A 17,674-nucleotide genomic window follows, 5' to 3' on the forward strand; every position below is an offset into this window, starting at 1 on the left:
CCGCGGCCTAACGGCGTCCCGGCCGGGGTTCGGCGCTCCCGGCCGGGGCTCAGGGGCTGAGCAGCTCCTCCACCAGGTCCTCGGCGGTCACGTGGTCGGGCGCGGAAAGGATCCAGTCCCCGACGCCCTTGATCCCGGTGCCGCGTTCCAGCGCGTTCAGGCAGGCGTTGGCCTCCTGGTCGGAGGCGAAGTCCCAGGCCAGCAGGCGCCGGACCAGGACCACGGCCTCCTCCCGGCCGATCCGCGCCCGGCGCACCGTCCGGGAGCGCCGGGCCGGCTGGGCGAGCCGCTGCTGGTAGCCGGACAGGTCGTGCCAGGCCTGGACGGTGGTCGGGTGCTGCTCGCCGAGCGCCCGGGCGAGGTCGGGCAGCAGCGTGCGCAGCTGCAGCACGGCGCCGTCGAGGTCGCCCCGGTTGGCCGCGTACACCGCCAGGTCGTGCCGCGCCTTGAGCACCCGGGCGTCGTGGCCGCCCCAGACGGCGTGCAGATCGGGCAGCAGCTGGGTGAGCTGGCGGATCGCCGTGACCGTCTCGCCGCTTTCGCCGATGCACCAGGTCAGGTGGTAGCGGGCGCTCAGGGTGTCCGGATCGGCCGGGCCGAGGGCCAGCCGCATGTCCTCGACCACGACGGTGAGCAGCCGGATCGCGCCGTCGAGGTCGCCGGCCCGGCTCAGGTACCAGGTGAAGTCCCGCCAGGTGGCCAGGGTGTCGCGGTCGGTGGCGCCGAGCGCGACGACGGCGTCCTGGGCCACCGACTGCAGCGCCGCGGCGGACTCGCCGGCCGTCGCCGCCCGGAAGGCCGCGGTCCGGCGCTCGCGCAGCGCCGCCCGGACGGCGTCGGCCGCCGCGGGCGGGGCGGTGACCGGCGGGGTGGTCAGCGGCGGGAGCACCGGCCCGGCCGGGAGCGCCGGCGCGGCCGCCGGGACGGGCGGCGCAGCCGCCGCGGACGGCCCCGGCTGCGGCGGGACGGGTACCGGAGCCGGGACCGGCGCCGGTCGCTCGGCGGGCGGCGGCGCGACCGGCGGGGCCACCGGCGGCATGGCCGGGGACGCGGCCGGGGACGCGGCCGGCAGTACCGGCCGGTCCAGCACGGTGGCGGTCGGCACCGGCCCCGCCGGCTCTGCGGCTGCCGCCTGCGCCGCGTACCGCTCCGCCAGTACGGCGAGCCGCCGCTCCACCGCCCGGGCGTCGGCCGGCCTGTCCTCCGGGTCCTTGGCCAGCAGCTCGGCGACCAGCCCGGCCACCTCCGCGGGCAGCCCGAACTGCGCCGGGTCCAGCGCCGGCGGCGGCTCGTTGAGGTGCTGGTACATCAGCACCGGCGTCGAGTCCCCGGTGAACGGCCGGGCCCCGGTGCAGAGTTCGACCAGGACGCAGCCGAAGGCGTAGAGGTCGGCCCGGCCGTCCACCCGCCCGCCGGTCCAGCGCTCGGGCGCCATGTACGCCGGGCTGCCGATCACCGTCCCGGTGGTGGTCAGCCCGCCGGCCCCGGTGTCCAGCTGAGCGATGCCGAAGTCCAGCACCTTCACCACGCCGGCCTCGGTGACCATGATGTTGTCGGGCTTGATGTCCCGGTGCACCATCCCGGCGTCGTGGGCGGCGGCCAGCGCGTCGCAGATCTGCCGCCCCCAGGTGAGGCTCCGCACCGGGTCGGGAAGACCGGCCCGGAGCACCGCGGTCAGGGTGTGGCCGATGAGCAGCTCCATCACCAGGAAGGTGACCTGCCGGCCGGCGAGCTCGCCCTCGCCGAGATCGTGCACGGTGACGATGTGCGGGTGCGAGAGGTTGCCGGCCGCACAGGCCTCCCGGACGAACCGGAGCGCCGCCTTCTGCTGGTCCTCGCCGTGGTGGCCGATGACCTTGACGGCCACCTGGCGCTGCATCCGGGTGTCGAAGGCCCGCCAGACCACGCCGAAGCCGCCCTGGCCGAGCCGCTCGACCAGCTCGTACCGGCCGTCGAGCACGTCCCCGACCCTCACCCGTCCCACCCCCGCCTCTCGCAAGCGGTCACACTCTATCGACGCCTGCCGCCGGGATCGGCGGGCCTCCCGGCACCGCCGTCCAGGTGACAGGATGGGGGCCGAGGCCCCGCAGTACTCCGGGCCGAGGCGCCGCAAGGACGCGGTGGCCGACCCAGCAGCCGAGGAGCGCAGTCATGGCCAAGCAGGCCCCGCAGAGCGACCCGGCGCAGGACGCCCCCGAGGTGTCGGCGCCCCAGCACGCGGCGGCCGGGCTGCCCGCGGTCGGCCACAGCCTGCGGATGGCCGCCGAGCAGATGGGCCCGCGCCGCACCCTGGCCACCCTGCTCAAGGTCAACCAGCCGAACGGCTTCGACTGCCCGGGCTGCGCCTGGCCGGAGCCGGACAAGACGCACACCGCGGAGTTCTGCGAGAACGGCGCCAAGGCCGTGGCCGAGGAGGCCACCGAGCGCCGGATCCGCGCCGAGTTCTTCGCCGCCCACTCGGTGGCCGAGCTGGCCGAGCGCTCCGGCTACTGGCTCGGCCAGCAGGGCCGGCTCACCCAGCCGATGCTGCTGGACGAGGGCGCCACCCACTACGCGCCGATCTCCTGGGACGACGCCTTCGCGCTGATCGCCGAGGAGCTGCGCGCGCTGGACACCCCGGACGGCGCCGCCTTCTACACCTCCGGCCGGACCAGCAACGAGGCCGCCTTCGCCTACCAGCTGTTCGCCCGCCGGCTGGGCACCAACAACCTGCCCGACTGCTCCAACATGTGCCACGAGTCGTCCGGCTCGGCGCTCACCGAGACCCTCGGCATCGGCAAGGGCAGCGTCTCGCTCAAGGACCTCTACCAGGCCGACCTGATCATCGTGGCCGGCCAGAACCCGGGCACCAACCACCCGCGGATGCTCTCCGCCCTGGAGCGGGCCAAGCGCGCCGGCGCCACCATCGTCAGCGTCAACCCGCTGCCCGAGGCCGGCCTGGAGCGGTTCAAGAACCCGCAGCACGCCCGCGGCCTGGTCGGCCACGGCACCAAGCTGACCGACCTCTTCCTGCAGATCCGGCTCGGCGGCGACCTCGCCCTGTTCCGCGCGCTGAACCAGCTGATCCTGGACGCGGACGGCGGCGTCGACCGCGCCTTCGTCGAGGAGCACTGCCACGGCTTCGAGGAGTTCGCCGCCGAGGCCCGCACCACCGGCCGCGACGAGGTGCTCGCCGCCACCGGCCTGCCCTGGGAGCAGATCGAGGAGCTGGCCCGGCTGGTGCTCGGCTCCCGCAAGGTCATCGTCTGCTGGGCGATGGGCCTGACCCAGCACAAGCACGCCGTGCCGACCATCCGCGAGGTGGTCAACTTCCTGCTGCTCCGGGGCAACGTGGGCCGCCCGGGGGCCGGTGTCTGCCCGGTGCGCGGGCACAGCAACGTGCAGGGCGACCGGACGATGGGCATCTTCGAGCGCCCGTCGAAGGCCTTCCTGGACGCGCTGGCCGGAGAGTTCGGCTTCGAGCCGCCGCGCGCCCACGGCCTCGACTCGGTCGACACCATCCGCGGGATGCGCGACGGCCTGGTCAAGGTGTTCTTCGCGATGGGCGGCAACTTCGTCGCGGCCACCCCGGACACCGAGGTCACCGAGGCTGCGATGCGCCGCTGCCGGCTGACCGTGCACGTCTCCACCAAGCTCAACCGCTCGCACGTGATCACCGGTGCACGGGCGCTGATCCTGCCCACCCTCGGCCGCACCGACCGGGACGTCACCGCCCGGGGCGCCCAGTTCGTCTCGGTCGAGGACTCGATGGGCCAGGTGCACTCCTCGCGCGGCGGCCTGCGCCCGCCGGCCCCGGGGCTGCTCTCCGAGGTGGCGATCGTCTGCCGGCTGGCCCGCGCCGCGCTCGGTCCGCAGGACAGCGTGCCGTGGGAGGACTTCGCCGCCGACTACGACACCCTGCGGGACCGGATCGCCCGCGTGGTGCCCGGCTTCGCGGACTTCAACGAGAAGGTCCGCCGCCCCGGCGGCTTCACCCTGCCGCACGGGCCGCGCGACTCCCGGACCTTCCCGACCGCGACCGGCAAGGCGAACTTCACGGTCAACCCGATGACCGCGCCCGAGGTGCCGGCCGGCCGGCTGCTGCTGCAGACGCTCCGCTCGCACGACCAGTACAACACCACGATCTACGGCCTGGACGACCGCTACCGCGGCATCACCGGCGGCCGCCGGGTCGTTCTGGTCAACCCCGCCGACGCCGCCGAGCTCGGTCTGGCCGAGGGCGCGTACGTCGACCTGGTGGGCGAGTGGAAGGACGGCGTGGAGCGCCGGGCCCCGCACTTCAAGGTGGTGCACTACCCGGTCGCCCGCGGCGGCGCGGCGGCGTACTACCCGGAGACCAACGTGCTGGTCCCGCTGGACTCCACCGCCGACATCAGCAACACCCCGACCTCGAAGGCGGTCGTCGTCCGCTTCGAGCCGGACAGCGGCGAGCGCTGAGCCCCGGCAGCACCGAGTGAACGCCGGAGGGGCCGGCGGACCCGTGACGGGTCCGCCGGCCCCTCCGGCGTTCGGCGGTCAGTTCTGCGCGGACGGCAGCGGCGTCGCCGGGGCGCTCCCCGAGGCCGGGGCGGACGCCGGGGCCGAGCCGGTGCCGCCGGCCGTGGTGGTCGCGCTCGGCGAGCCGGTCGAGGGCGAGCCCGTCCCGCTCGGCGAGCCCGTCCCGCTCGGCGAGCCGGTACCGGTCGGGGTGCCGGTGGGCGTCCCGGTCGGGGTGCCGGTCGGCGTGGTCGTCGGCGTCCCGGTCGGCGTCGTGGTCGGCGTGCCCGGGTCGGTCGGCGTGCCGGTGGGCGTCCCGGTCGGGGTGCCGGTCGGCGTGGTCGTCGGCGTCCCGGTCGGCGTGGTGGACGGCGTGCCCGGGTCGGTCGGCGTGCCGGTGCCCGGCGCCGGGGTGGTCGGCGTCGGCGTCCCCGGGGCGGGGGTGCCGGGCGCGGGGGCCGGCTGGTTCGGGACGGCCGGCAGCTGCGCGGCCGGCACCGAAGCGATCGGGGTGACGGAGTCCCAGCCGGCCGGGAGGTCCGGCACCTTCCAGACGCCGCCCGCCTCGTCCGGCGCGGTCTCCGGGTCGGGCCGGACGGCGCCCAGGATCGGCATCGAGCCGATCGGCGACACCTTGATCACCGCACCCGGCCGGGGTGCCTGGGCGATCAGCCCGCCGCCGATGTACAGCCCGACGTGGGTGGCACCCTCGTAGTAGACGACCAGGTCGCCGGGGCGCAGCTGGTTCAGCGGCACGTGCTGCAGCTGGGCCCACTGTTCCTGGCTGGTCCGCGGGATCGGCTTGCCGGCGTGCAGCCAGGCCTGCGAGGTGAGGCCGGAGCAGTCGAACACGTCCGGGCCGGCCCCGCCCCACACGTACGGCTTGCCCAGCTGCGCCAGCGCGTAGGCGACGGCGGCGCGGCCGGCCAGCGACGGCGTCCGCTCGCCCTTGCCGAGCGCACCGGAGGCGAGGAAGGCCAGCTGGGACTCGTCGGCCTTGGCCTTCTCCAGCTTCTCCAGCTCGGTGCGCTGCGCGCCGGTGAGCGAGGAGACCAGCTGTTCGAGGGCGGCGAGGTCGGTGGCGACCTTGGCCTTGGCGGTGTCCTGCTGGGCGACCAGCGCCTGAGCGGCCTTCAGCGCCTCGTCGTTCTTGCGGCGCAGCTCGGTGAGCGCGTCCCGGTCGTTCTTGAGCCGGTCCAGGAACTCGGACTGCGAGCGGCTGGCGGCGGCGAGCAGCTCGGCGATGGTGACCGCCTCGTACGGGTCCTTGGAGAGCAGCAGCTCGGCGTAGGCGGAGGCGGAGCCGTTGCGGTACTGGGCGGCGGCGAGCTGGGCGGCGACGTCGGTACCGGCGTCCACCTGCTTCTGCTGGCGCTCCAGCCGGTCCTTGAGGTCGGCGGCCGCGGCCTGCTGCTCGGCCACCTTGGCGACGGCGGCGTTGTACTGCTCGGTGGCGGCCTCGGCGCTCGTGTAGAGCTCGTGCAGCTTGTCGAGCATCGGGCCGAGGGTGGCCTTGGCGTCGGCCAGCGGGTCGGCACCGGGAGCGACGGTCGGGGCGGTGACGCCCGGGGTGCCGGGGTCGGGTGCGGCGTACGCGGCCTGCGCGCCGATCGGCAGAGCCAGCGCGGCGGCGGCGAGCAGGGCCCCACAGCGCAGCGCGGCCCGCACCCACGGTCTCGTTCCGGCCGATTCCGTGTGCTTGGCAGCCCCGCCCATGGGTGTGTCCTCCCCGACCTGTCCGCTCCGGGGTCCCCGGAATCCCCGCCGATCCTGCCATGGGTTACCCGCCAGAAACAGACCGCACCAGGGCGGGTCGGTGAATTCTCAGGTCCGGTGTGAGGCAGCTCTCAGCAGAACTACGCAAACCGGGGCGATCTCCGCTAATGTCCAGCTCAGCGCCGCTCAGGACATCTTCCGTCAAGGCGTCAGACACCCTACCGACACTGACGGAACCGTAAATCCCGGCCTAGTTCACCTTCCGTTCACCGAGCCTCCCTACCGTCGCGACCGACACCAACGTCAGTGCGACAACTACGACGATTGTTTGGGTATGGAACACATCTCGTTCCTGGTGGCCGTTGTGATCATCACGGCGCTCGCCTTCGACTTCACCAACGGGTTCCACGACACCGCCAACGCGATGGCCACCTCCATCGCGACGGGGGCCCTTCGCCCGAAGGTCGCGGTCACCATCGCGGCCGTCCTCAACTTCGCGGGCGCGTTCCTGTCCGTGAAGGTCGCCACCACCATCTCCGGCGGCATCGTCAACGAGAAGACCGGCATCCACCCGGAGATCATCTTCGCCGCCCTGGTCGGCGCGATCCTGTGGAACCTCCTCACCTGGTTGAGAGGTCTGCCGTCCAGTTCCTCGCACGCGCTCTACGGCGGCCTGATCGGCGCCACCGTGGTCGGCGTCGGTGTCAACGGCGTCAACTTCGACACCGTGGTCACCAAGATCCTCATCCCGGCGGTCGCCTCCCCGCTGGTCGCGGGCCTGGCCTCCTGGGGCGCCACCAAGCTGGCGTACGCGATCACCCGCAAGAGCAACGGCGAGACCGTCACCAAGGGCTTCAAGACCGGCCAGGTGTTCTCGTCCTCGCTGATCTCGCTGGCCCACGGCACCAACGACGCCCAGAAGACGATGGGCATCATCACCCTGACCCTGGTCTCGGTCGGCGCCCTGCCGAAGGGCGCGCTGCCCCCCACCTGGGTGATCGTCTCGGCCGGTGCCGCGATCGCGATCGGCACCTACATGGGCGGCTGGCGGATCATCCGCTCGATGGGCAAGGGCCTGGCGGACATCAAGGCGCCGCAGGGCTTCGCCTCCGAGTCGGCCGCCGCGACCGTCATCCTGACCTCCTCGCACATGGGCTTCGGCCTCTCCACCACCCAGGTCTGCTCCGGCGGCATCATGGGCGCCGGCCTCGGCGGCCCGGACGGCAAGCTGCGCTGGAGCCTGGTCCGCCGCATGGTCTACACCTGGGGCCTGACCCTGCCCGCCGCCGCCACGGTGTCCGGCGCCGCCGCCTTCGTGGCCCAGCAGGGCAACTGGGGCGTGGCCGTGGTCGGCGCCGCCCTGGTGGCCGGCTCCGGCACGATGTGGGTCCTCTCCCGCCGCCAGCCGGTCGGCGCGGACAACGTCAACGAGGCTGCCGAGGCCGCCCCGGCCGACGCCGTCACCCCCGTCGCGGCAGGCCCGGCCGCCGTTCCCACCACCGCCTCGACCACGGTCGCGGCCTGAGCGCCGCCGGCCGAGGAGCACACACCATGCACATCAAGTGGAACGCCCTGGCGCAGACCGCCGGATTCAGCTTCGGCATCACCGTCGCCGTGGTCGCCGTCTTCGCGCTGGGCATCCTGGCGCTCTCCCGCCGCGAGGCCGCGCTGTCCGCACGGAGCTCGGCCGACGGCGCCGGGGCTGCGGCCGGGGGCTCCGGCAAGCTGGCCCTGGCCGGCGCGTACGCCTGCTTCGCGGTCTGCGGGGCGGCCGTCCTCTACGGGCTGTCGCTGATCGCCGGCCACTGAGCACGACACCCGGGAAGAACCTGAAGGGGCCGGGGCCGGCAGCACTCCGACGAGTACTGCCGGCCCCGGCCCCTTCGGCATGTCCGGACCCTGCCTGCGGTCAGTCCTGCTGGGTGGTGCGCAGCACGGTCTCGCGGATGAAGAGCACCGTCACGAAGGCCAGCAGCGCGAACGGCGCCGCGGCCAGGAAGACCACGCCCACACCGTGCCCGAAGGCGTCGGTCACCAGCGGGACGACCCGGGCCGGGAGCCGGTGCAGGTCCGGGATGCCGCCGCCGGCCGCACCGCCGCCGGCCGGCAGGTGCGCGGCCGCCAGGTTCTCCGCGAGGTAGTGGCCGACCCGGTCGTTCATCAGCGCGCCGAGCGCGGAGACGCCCATCGCGCCGCCCATGGTGCGGAAGAAGGTGACCACCGAGCTGGCCGCGCCGAGCTCGCCGCGCGGCACGGTGTTCTGCACCGCGAGGACGAGGTTCTGCATGGTCAGGCCGAGGCCGATCCCGGTCACCGCCATGGAGACGGAGAGCATGCCGTACGGGGTGTCGGCCCGGGCGGTGCCGAGCAGCGCGAAGCCGACCGCGAGCAGCAGGGTGCCGGCCACCAGGAAGGCCTTCCAGCGGCCGTACTTGGTGATCAGCCTGCCGGCCACGGTGGAGGAGACGGCCAGGCCGAGGATCATCGGAAGGGTCATCAGGCCCGCGACGGTCGGGGACTTCTCCCTGGCCAGCTGGAAGTACTGGCTGAGGAAGGTCGTCGCGCCGTACATCCCGATGCCGACCAGGACGCTGGCGATCGCGGCCAGCGTGACGGTGCGGTGGCGGAACAGGTGCGGCGGGACGATCGGCTCGGCGGCGCGCCGCTCGACGGCCACGGCGAGGGCGGCCAGCGCCAGGCCGCCGCCGACCATGGCCGCGGTCTGCCAGGAGAGCCAGGCGTAGTTCTTGCCGGCCAGCGTGATCCAGATCATCAGCAGGCTGACCGCGCCGGTGATGACCAGGGCGCCCAGGTAGTCGATCCGCACCCGGCGCCTGACCACCGGCAGCTTCAGGGTGCGCTGCAGCACCGCGATCGCGGCCAGTGCGAACGGGATGCCGACGTAGAAGCACCAGCGCCAGCCCAGCCAGGAGGTGTCCACGATGACGCCGCCGATCAGCGGGCCGCCGATGGTGGCCAGGGCGAAGACCGCGCCGAAGTACCCGCTGTACCGGCCGCGCTCGCGCGGCGGGACCATCGCCGCCAGGCAGATCTGGGCCAGCGCGGTCACCCCGCCGGCGCCGATGCCCTGCAGGGCGCGGCAGGCGATCAGCTGGCCGGTGTTCTGCGAGAGCCCGGCCAGAGCGGAGGAGGCGATGTAGATGACCAGCGCGATCTGCAGCAGCAGCTTCTTGCTGGCGAGGTCGGCGAGCTTGCCCCAGATCGGGGTGGAGGCGGTGAGGGTGAGCAGGGTCGCGGTGATCACCCAGGTGTAGGCGGACTGGCCGCCGTGCAGGTCGGTCAGGATCCGGGGCAGCGCGTTCGAGACGACGGTGGAGGAGAGGACGGCCACGAAGAGGCCGAGCAGCAGGCCGGAGAGCGCCTCCATCACCTGCCGGTGGGTCATGGGTCGGTCGTCGGTGGCGGCGGCTCCGGCCGCGGCTCGGACGGTGGTCGTCATCGGGGTCCTTCGGCGGGGTGCGGGCGGAGGCGGCAACGCCGGACGACAGCCAAAAATCGTTGCCTTACACAACCATAGGAGCGATGGTTGTGTAAGGCAACTTTCTTCAAGTCCAGGCAAAGGCCCGCACCCGCGCCCGCCGCAGCCCGGAGCGGCGGGGCACCCCGGGCGGCGAAACTATTTCATGGTATGAAGTATTTGCTCTTCCCCCATGGACCCACGGACAAGGAGTCGTCTGATGACCGCCGCCGGGCAGGTACCGAGGCAGGGTCTCCTCGCCGAACTGAAGGGAGCGGTCACTCCGCGCGCCGCGCTGCTGGTGATCGCCGTACTCCTGCTCCAGCTCGGCTTCATCACCTCGTACGTCGGCGCGCTCCACGAGCCCAAGCCGCACGAACTGTCGATCGCGGTGGTCGCCCCGCCGCAGGTCTCCCCCAAGCTGGTCGCGGCGCTGGAGTCGGTGCCGAACGAGGCCGTGAAGGCGGTGACCGCGCCGGACGCGGAGACCGCCACCGCGCAGATCAAGGACCAGAAGATCTACGCCGCGCTGGTCGTGAACCCGGCCGGCACCGAGGACACGCTGCTGGTCGGCGGCGCGCGCGGCCCGTCCGCCGCGAAGGCCGCCGAGGCGATCGTCACCGGCCTGGAGAAGAGCCAGGGCCGCACGGTGAAGACCCAGGACGTGGTGCCGCTGCCCAGGTCCGACACCAACGGCCTGTCCTCCTTCTACCTGGTGATCGGCTGGTGCGTCGGCGGCTACCTGGTCGCCTCGATCCTCGGGGTCAGCGCGGGTGCCAAGCCCGCCAACGTCCACCGCGCGCTGATCCGGCTCGGCACCCTGGCGCTGTACTCGGTCGCGGCCGGCATCGGCGGCGCGGTCATCGTCGGACCGGTGCTGGGCGCGCTGTCCGGCGGGTTCTGGGGCCTGGTCGCCGTCGGGGCCCTGGTGGTCTTCGCGGTCGGCGCGTTCACCATGGCGCTGCAGTGCCTGTTCGACATCATCGGCATCGGCATCGCGGTGCTGGTCTTCGTGGTGCTCGGCAACCCGAGCGCGGGCGGGGTCTTCCCGCCGCCGATGATGCCGGCGTTCTGGCGGGCGATCGGCGCCTGGATCCCGAACGGCGCCGGGACCGACGCGGCCCGCTCGATCGTCTACTTCGACGCCACCGGGCTCACCCGGCCGATCGCGGTGCTGGTGGTCTGGGCCCTGGTCGGCGTCGGCATCACCTTCGCCGCCGTCATCGGCCGCCCGCCGCGCCGCAGCCGCGAGCTGCTGGAGAACCGGCCGGAGACCGCCTGAGCCCGGGTCACCCCTCCAACCGGCCCGGGTCGGCGACGATCGCCCGGACCACGCCGACCGCGGCTCCCAGCAGGGGGCCGCGGCGGCCGAGCCGGGAGACCCTCAGCCGCTCGCCCGACCAGGGGCGGACGGTCACCCGGGCCGCCAGCTCGGCCCGCATCGCCGGCAGCAGCCAGGGCGCCAGCTGGGCGTAGCCGCCGCCCAGCACCACCTCGGCCGGGTCGAGCAGGTTGACCGCACCGGCCGAGGCGGTGCCCAGCGCCTCGCCGGCCCCGGCCAGTGCCGCCCGCACCTCCTCGTCGCCGGCCTCGGCCCGCTCCGCCAGCATCGCCACCCAGTCTCCGCGGATGCCCTCCAGCCCGGCGGCCCGCAGCACCGCGGCCTCCCCCGCGTACTGCTCCAGGCAGCCGCGCGCCCCGCAGGCGCAGGGCGGCCCGTCCGGGTGGACCGGCACGTGGCCCAGCTCGCCCGCGTAGCCGCGGGCCCCGCGCAGCAGCCGGCCGCCGACCACGATCGCCCCGCCCACCCCGGCCTCCGCCGAGACGTGCAGGAAGTGGTCCGGCCCGCCGCCCAGCCAGAGCTCGGCGAGCCCGCCGAGGTTGGCCTCGTTGTCGGCCTCCACCGGCAGCTCCGCCAGCGTCTCGGCGCCCGCCGCCCGCAGGGCGAGCCGCAGCTCCGCGGCGAGCGACACGTCCCGCCAGCCCAGGTTGGCGGCCCGCTGCAGCACCCCGCCGCCGTCGCCGACCAGTCCGGGGACGGCCAGCGCCAGCCCGGCCGGCCGCAGCCGCGCCTCGGCGGTGGCCCGGCGCAGCAGCTCGGCAAGGTCGGCCATGACGGCGGCCGGTCGCCGGTCCCGGTTGCGGATCTCCTGGCGGCGCCAGGAGCGGACCTCGCCGCGCAGGTCGACCACGCAGGCGCCGAGGTGCTCCACGCCGATCTCGGCGCCGAGGCCGCCCGGCCCCTCGGGGTTGAGTCCGAGCGCGGTGCCCGGCCGGCCGACCTTGCCGCTGGGCGCGGCCGGGCCCTCCTCGACCAGCAGGCCCGCGGCGATCAGCTCCTCGGCCAGCGAGGAGACGGCCGCCCTGGTCAGCCCGGTCTCGGTGGCCACCTCGGCCCGGGAGCGCGGGGCACGGGCGATCACGCCGAGCACCAGCGCCAGGTTGGACCGGCGCATGCCCTGCTGGCTGGCGGGACCGGCCCGGAGGCCGTCCGTGTCGCGCATCGCCCTTCACCCCGCTCGCCGCGCTCGGCTGCCGCTCCCCGGCCGTCGGGCCGGTCGTTTGCAGCGTAACCGCGTTCGGGCGCCCGCTCCCGGTGGGGCCGGAGCAGGCGGCCGGCCGGTCCGGTCCCTGCCCGTCAGGGGATCCACTGCGGCTGTTCGACCGGGGCGGCGGCCGGTTCGGCGGTCCGGGTGAAGACCCAGCGCTGCATCGCCCAGAAGCGGAACAGCATGGCGATGAAGGTGCCCACCACCATCCCGCTGAGGAAGTCGGCCACCTCCTGGGTGAAGGCCGTCACCTGCGGCTCGCGCAGCTCCAGCAGGTACCGCGAGGCGATCAGCGGCAGGTCGTTGACGACGATCGCCACCAGGCTGACCAGCACGAACAGCAGCACCTCGCGCCGCCGCCCGGTCGCCCGGAAGGACCACTGGCGGTTCAGCACGTAGGAGACCGCGGTGCCCGCGACGGTCGCGACGGTGAGCGCGGCCACCGGCTTCCGCTCCAGCACGGTGAACTTCAGCGTGAAGTCGAGCACGGTGGTCAGGGCGAAGCAGAGGCTGCCGACCATCAGGAACTTCACCAGCCGGCGGTGCCTGACCAGGAAGGGGCGCAGCCCGGCCGGCACCTTGGCCAGGGCCCGCTGCGTCGGGGACGGCATCTTCGCAGTGTGGCCAGGCCACCCGCCGCCCGCTACTCGGCGGCGGTCGGCCGGGGCCCGCGCCGCCCCGGCCGGGCCGCCCACCGACCCCGAAGGGGTGCGGGGAACCGCGCCGGGTTCCCCGCACCCCTTCGGGTGAACCGCCGTCAGGCGGCGGCGACCAGCACCTCGGCCGGCTCCAGGGCCAGCTTGAGCACCTCCCGCACGTCCGAGACCGGGTGGACGGTCAGCCGCTCCAGCACCTCCGCCGGGACGTCGTCCAGGTCGGCCTCGTTCCGCTTGGGGATGATCACCGTGGTGACGCCGGCCCGGTCGGCGGCGAGCAGCTTCTGCTTCACCCCACCGATGGGCAGCACCCGCCCGGTCAGCGACACCTCACCGGTCATCGCCACGTCCGTGCGCACCTTGCGGCCGGAGAGCAGCGAGGCCAGCGCGGTGGTCATGGTGATGCCGGCGCTCGGCCCGTCCTTGGGGACGGCTCCGGCCGGGACGTGCAGGTGCACGCCGCGGTCCCGCAGCGAGGTGACCGGCAGTTCGAGCTCGGCGCCGCGCGAGCGCAGGAAGGAGAGCGCGATGTGCGCCGACTCCTTCATCACGTCGCCCAGCTGCCCGGTCAGGGTGAGCCCGGTGCCGCCGGTCTCGGCGTCGGCGAGCGAGGCCTCGATGTAGAGGACGTCGCCGCCGGCGCCGGTCACCGCGAGGCCGGTGGCCACGCCGGGGACGGCGGTGCGCCGCTCGGCCGGCTCCTGGGCCGACTCGGGGACGTGGTGCGGCCGGCCGATCAGGGCGCGCAGGTCGTCGGCGCCGATCGCGGCGGGCAGCTCGCGCTCCCCCAGCTCGCTCTGCGCGGCGATCTTGCGCAGCACCCGGGCGATCGAGCGTTCGAGGTTCCGCACGCCGGCCTCGCGGGTGTACTCGCCAGCCAGCCGGCGCAGCGCCTGCTCGTCGACCGCGACCTCGCCGGTCTTCAGGCCGGCCTTCTCCAGCTGGCGCGGGAGCAGGTGGTCACGGGCGATGACGACCTTCTCGTCCTCGGTGTAGCCGTCCAGCCGGACCAGCTCCATCCGGTCGAGCAGCGGCTCGGGGATGGCCTCCAGCACGTTGGCGGTGGCGAGGAAGACGACGTCGGAGAGGTCCAGCTCGACCTCCAGGTAGTGGTCCCGGAAGGTGTGGTTCTGCGCCGGGTCCAGCACCTCCAGCAGGGCGGCCGCCGGATCGCCGCGGTAGTCCGAGCCGACCTTGTCGATCTCGTCCAGCAGGACCACCGGGTTCATCGAGCCGGCCTCCTTGATGGCCCGCACCAGGCGGCCGGGCAGCGCGCCGACGTAGGTGCGCCGGTGGCCGCGGATCTCGGCCTCGTCCCGGACGCCGCCGAGCGCCACCCGCACGAAGTTGCGGCCCATGGCCCGGGCCACCGACTCGCCGAGCGAGGTCTTGCCGACGCCGGGCGGGCCGACCAGCGCCAGCACCGCGCCGCCGCGCCGCCCGCCGACCTGCCCGAGGCCCTGGTCGGCCCGGCGCTTGCGGACCGCCAGGTACTCGACGATCCGGTCCTTCACGTCGGCCAGGCCGGAGTGGTCGGCGTCCAGCACCGCGCGGGCGCCGGCGATGTCGTAGGCGTCCTCGGTGCGCTCGTTCCAGGGCAGCTCCAGGACGGTGTCCAGCCAGGTGCGGATCCAGGAGCCCTCCGGCGACTGGTCGGAGGCCCGCTCCAGCTTGTCGACCTCCTTGAGCGCGGCCTCGCGGACCTTCTCGGGCAGATCGGCCGCCTCGACCCGGGCGCGGTAGTCGCCCTCCTCGTCGGCCGGGTCGCCGTTCAGCTCGGCCAGCTCCTTGCGGACGGCCTCCAGCTGGCGGCGGAGCAGGAACTCCTTCTGCTGCTTGGCCACGCCCTCCTCGACGTCCTTGCGGATGGTGTCGTTGACCTCCTCCTCGGCGAGGTGGTCGCGCAGCAGCGTCAGCGCGTACTCCAGCCGGGCCACCTGGTCGGCCTCCAGCAGCACCTTGAGCTTCTGCTCGGCGGTGACGAACGGCGCGTAGCCGATGTTGTCGGCCAGCTCGCCGACGCCCTCGATCTGGGCCACCCGGTCGACGATCTGCCAGGCGCCGCGCTTGCGCAGCCACTGGGTGGAGAGCGCCTTGTACTCCTTGACCAGCTCGGCGGCGCGCCCCGCCACCGGGGTGCCGACCGAGGACTCCCGGAACGGCGTGGTCTCCACCCAGAGCGCGGCGCCGGGCCCGGTGGTGCCGACGCCGATCCGGACCCGGCGCACGGCGCGGACCAGCGCGGCCGGGTCGCCGTCGGCCAGCCGGCCGACCTGTTCGACGGTGGCGAGGGTGCCGGCCGCCGCGTACGAGCCGTCCACCCGCGGGACCAGCAGGACCTGGGGTTTGCCGGTGCCGGTGGCCGCGGCGCGCGCGGCCTCCACCGCGGCGCGCACCTCGGTGTCCTTCAGGTCCAGCGGGACGACCATGCCCGGGAGCACGACCTCGTCGTCGAGCGGCAGCACGGGCAGGGTGAGCGGAGTGGACGTCGATGCCATGATCTCTCCCCAGTCAGTGAACTTGAGCTGACCTGACTAAGGTTTGGCAGGCCCCGGATGTTCCCCGCCCCGTGTTCGCCATGAGCGAACAGGGAGAGGCGTGGGAGGGCCCGTCAAAAGCGTCTGCGAACCGTCACATCCGGTCGAGCACCGCGGCTCCGCCCGCCGCGGAGGGCGCGGCGGACGCGGCGGGGGCGACCGCCGGCGCGGAGGCCTGGGCGACCCCCCGGGGGTGGTGCGCACGCCGGTCGGGGACGCGGCGCAGCCAGCGCCAGAGCGCCACCCCGGCCAGCAGCGCCGCCGGGTGGCCGATCCCGGTCACCAGGTCCTGGTCGGTGGCGTACTGGTCGGCGAGCAGCAGGGCGGCGCCGCCCAGTGCGAGCAGCCGGCCGCGCGGGCGGAGCAGCCCGGCCAGGGCCGCGATGCTGGCCAGCACGCCGTAGCTGACGCCGATGTCGAGGCGGTCGAGCTCGGCGGGATCCAGCCGCCCGGCCAGCACGGCGACGATCACCACCCCCTGGGAGAGGACCGTCGCGGCGATGTGGCCGGTCGCGAACACCGCCGCCGCCCGCCCCGCGCCGATCCGGCGCTCCAGCGGTGCGACGGTGAAGGCGAAGGCCCAGAGGTACGGCATCCAGACCGTCCCGGCCACCCAGAAGCCGCTGAGCAGCAGCGCGCGCAGCGGGTGGTGCAACAGGTTGTCCCCGTCCGAGCTGGACGCCTCCTGCAGGCGGAGCACCAGGTCCGGGTCGGCGAGCATCGCGAAGGTGCTGGTGGCGCCGACGACGGCGACGTAGCCGAGCGCGAAGGGGTTGCGCCGGGGGGTCGGCACCCGGGCCAGCAGCCAGCCGAGCAGGGCCGACCGCAGTCCGAACCGCAGCATCCCGTACGGCGGCCCGGAACCGGTGCCCGCACCGGGCTCCCGGCGCGGCCCGTTCCGCTCGGCGCCGATCCGCAGCCCCGCCATGCCGCCTCCGCTCCAGACCCCGCAGCCCTCGGCTCCCCGTCCGGTGCCCAACGTACCGGCGAACGCCGGAAATCCCGCCCCCCGATCCTTGTCGTGGCCACGGTACGTCCGGGTCCTGGGAGTCGGCTGGGAAATCCCCGTGAAGATCGGTGGGCCGCCGGCGGCCGGAACCCCGGCATTTGGTCCGGACCATCCCTCTGTTTACGCACGAGTAGCGGCTCTGACCGGCGGCTCGGCGTCAAGTGGACTGCATACATACCGTTACGCAGTGAAAATTCGCCGGGTAAGGTATCGGCCCGTGCCCACTTCCGAGTGGGTCCGAGGGCGGCCCGACAAGCCGGCCCGCGGGCCGGAAACATCCGGTCCACCTGCCGGGAACCACCCGTTGTCCGTACGCTGCGGAGTGCGCGGGAGACGTGGGCAGTCCACACCTGTCCACCGATCCACGCGCGTTCGAAACGGGACGGCGGACCCGGCACAGTCCACGACGGAACAAGACTACGAGCGGAGCCCCGCCATCCCCACAGGTGGCCGGCCCGCAGCCCTGGGGGCGGTGGCGTGACCGTGACAGAAATTCAGCAGGACAACCACAACAGCGGCGGCACGGTGAGCAGCCAGCGCAGAGTGCTGGTGGTGGAGGACGAGCCCACGATCGCGGAGTCGATCGCGGCCCGACTGGGCGCGGAGGGCTTCAAGGTCGCCGTGGCCCACGACGGTCCGGGCGCGGTCGACGGCTTCCACACCTGGCAGCCCGACCTGGTCGTCCTCGACATCATGCTGCCCGGCTTCGACGGCCTGGAAGTGTGCCGCCGGATCCAGGCCCAGCGCCCGGTGCCGGTCCTGATGCTGACCGCGCGCGACGACGAGACGGACCTGCTGGTCGGCCTCGGCGTCGGGGCGGACGACTACATGACCAAGCCGTTCTCCATGCGGGAGCTGGCGGCCCGGGTCAACGTGCTGCTGCGCCGCGTCGAGCGCGCCCAGCAGGCGGCCCGCACGCCCGCGCTCGGCAGCCTGCGCTTCGGCGAGCTGGAGATCGACCACGTGCAGCGGCGGGTCCGGCTCGCCTCGGGCGACGTCCACCTGACGCCGACCGAGTTCGACCTGCTCGCCTGCCTGGCCGCCCAGCCGCGCGCCGTGCTCACCCGCGAGCAGCTGCTGGCCGAGGTCTGGGACTGGACGGACGCGTCCGGCACCCGCACCGTCGACAGCCACGTCAAGGCGCTGCGCCGCAAGATCGGCGCCAGCTGGATCCGCACCGTGCACGGTGTCGGATACGCGCTGGAGGCTCCGCTCTCCTAGGCGGCGCCTCGGGCACCGGGCCTCCGGGGGGC

12 protein-coding genes are annotated in these 17,674 nt (G+C 74.1%); 5 read left to right on the top strand and 7 right to left on the bottom strand.

The features are described from left to right. Positions 1-49: 49 nt before the first annotated feature. On the bottom strand, positions 50-1,975 hold the full coding sequence (locus tag ACIPSC_RS10695) for a protein kinase (protein WP_400824690.1): 1,926 nt from the start codon (positions 1,973-1,975) through the stop codon (positions 50-52). A gap of 176 nt (positions 1,976-2,151) precedes the next feature. On the opposite strand from ACIPSC_RS10695, the gene ACIPSC_RS10700 reads away from it, so the two are divergent. Next, complete coding sequence (locus tag ACIPSC_RS10700; RefSeq protein WP_400824691.1) at positions 2,152-4,437, top strand: FdhF/YdeP family oxidoreductase; 2,286 nt, start codon at positions 2,152-2,154, stop codon at positions 4,435-4,437. Positions 4,438-4,515: 78 nt separating this feature from the next. Here the strand turns inward: ACIPSC_RS10700 and ACIPSC_RS10705 are convergent, their stop codons facing one another. After that, entirely contained in the window at positions 4,516-6,192 is a 1,677-nt protein-coding gene (locus ACIPSC_RS10705; RefSeq protein ID WP_400824692.1) for an NlpC/P60 family protein, read from the bottom strand. 334 nt (positions 6,193-6,526) lie between these two features. On the opposite strand from ACIPSC_RS10705, the gene ACIPSC_RS10710 reads away from it, so the two are divergent. Then, the gene (locus tag ACIPSC_RS10710) at positions 6,527-7,717 is read left to right on the top strand and encodes an anion permease (RefSeq protein WP_400824693.1); all 1,191 of its coding nucleotides are present in this window, start codon (positions 6,527-6,529) and stop codon (positions 7,715-7,717) included. A 26-nt stretch (positions 7,718-7,743) separates the two neighbouring features. Next, entirely contained in the window at positions 7,744-8,001 is a 258-nt protein-coding gene (locus ACIPSC_RS10715) for a hypothetical protein (protein WP_400824694.1), read from the top strand. A 100-nt stretch (positions 8,002-8,101) separates the two neighbouring features. Here the strand turns inward: ACIPSC_RS10715 and ACIPSC_RS10720 are convergent, their stop codons facing one another. Continuing rightward, a complete protein-coding gene (locus ACIPSC_RS10720; RefSeq protein WP_400824695.1) occupies positions 8,102-9,652 on the bottom strand; it encodes an MDR family MFS transporter in 1,551 nt (516 codons plus the stop codon). Positions 9,653-9,890: 238 nt separating this feature from the next. On the opposite strand from ACIPSC_RS10720, the gene ACIPSC_RS10725 reads away from it, so the two are divergent. Then, entirely contained in the window at positions 9,891-10,952 is a 1,062-nt protein-coding gene (locus ACIPSC_RS10725) for an ABC transporter permease (protein ID WP_400824697.1), read from the top strand. 7 nt (positions 10,953-10,959) lie between these two features. On the opposite strand, the gene ACIPSC_RS10730 is transcribed toward ACIPSC_RS10725, so the two are convergent. From ACIPSC_RS10730 to ACIPSC_RS10745, 4 genes are all read right to left on the bottom strand, one after another. Beyond that, entirely contained in the window at positions 10,960-12,174 is a 1,215-nt protein-coding gene (locus tag ACIPSC_RS10730; protein WP_400824698.1) for an ROK family protein, read from the bottom strand. 134 nt (positions 12,175-12,308) lie between these two features. Further along, positions 12,309-12,830, bottom strand: coding sequence for a GtrA family protein (locus ACIPSC_RS10735; protein WP_400824699.1), 522 nt, complete (start codon positions 12,828-12,830; stop codon positions 12,309-12,311). A gap of 146 nt (positions 12,831-12,976) precedes the next feature. Further along, entirely contained in the window at positions 12,977-15,373 is a 2,397-nt protein-coding gene (lon, locus tag ACIPSC_RS10740; protein WP_400824700.1) for an endopeptidase La, read from the bottom strand. Between the two features lie 133 nt (positions 15,374-15,506). After that, positions 15,507-16,340, bottom strand: coding sequence for a rhomboid-like protein (locus tag ACIPSC_RS10745; protein ID WP_400824702.1), 834 nt, complete (start codon positions 16,338-16,340; stop codon positions 15,507-15,509). Positions 16,341-16,904: 564 nt separating this feature from the next. On the opposite strand from ACIPSC_RS10745, the gene ACIPSC_RS10750 reads away from it, so the two are divergent. Then, positions 16,905-17,642, top strand: a complete 738-nt coding sequence (locus ACIPSC_RS10750; protein WP_238865320.1) for a response regulator transcription factor — start codon at positions 16,905-16,907, stop codon at positions 17,640-17,642. Positions 17,643-17,674: the final 32 nt, after the last annotated feature.

It is taken from the genome of Kitasatospora sp. NPDC090091 (assembly GCF_044747365.1).
Taxonomy (GTDB): Bacteria; Actinomycetota; Actinomycetes; order Streptomycetales; family Streptomycetaceae; genus Kitasatospora.

Coding starts and splice junctions, on each gene's coding strand:
- ACIPSC_RS10700 (WP_400824691.1), top strand. CDS start 2,152: ATGGCCAAGCAGGCCCCGCAGAGCGACCCGGCGCAGGACGCCCCCGAG.
- ACIPSC_RS10705 (WP_400824692.1), bottom strand. CDS start 6,192: ATGGGCGGGGCTGCCAAGCACACGGAATCGGCCGGAACGAGACCGTGG.
- ACIPSC_RS10710 (WP_400824693.1), top strand. CDS start 6,527: ATGGAACACATCTCGTTCCTGGTGGCCGTTGTGATCATCACGGCGCTC.
- ACIPSC_RS10715 (WP_400824694.1), top strand. CDS start 7,744: ATGCACATCAAGTGGAACGCCCTGGCGCAGACCGCCGGATTCAGCTTC.
- ACIPSC_RS10720 (WP_400824695.1), bottom strand. CDS start 9,652: ATGACGACCACCGTCCGAGCCGCGGCCGGAGCCGCCGCCACCGACGAC.
- ACIPSC_RS10725 (WP_400824697.1), top strand. CDS start 9,891: ATGACCGCCGCCGGGCAGGTACCGAGGCAGGGTCTCCTCGCCGAACTG.
- ACIPSC_RS10730 (WP_400824698.1), bottom strand. CDS start 12,174: ATGCGCGACACGGACGGCCTCCGGGCCGGTCCCGCCAGCCAGCAGGGC.
- ACIPSC_RS10735 (WP_400824699.1), bottom strand. CDS start 12,830: ATGCCGTCCCCGACGCAGCGGGCCCTGGCCAAGGTGCCGGCCGGGCTG.
- lon (WP_400824700.1), bottom strand. CDS start 15,373: ATGGCATCGACGTCCACTCCGCTCACCCTGCCCGTGCTGCCGCTCGAC.
- ACIPSC_RS10745 (WP_400824702.1), bottom strand. CDS start 16,340: ATGGCGGGGCTGCGGATCGGCGCCGAGCGGAACGGGCCGCGCCGGGAG.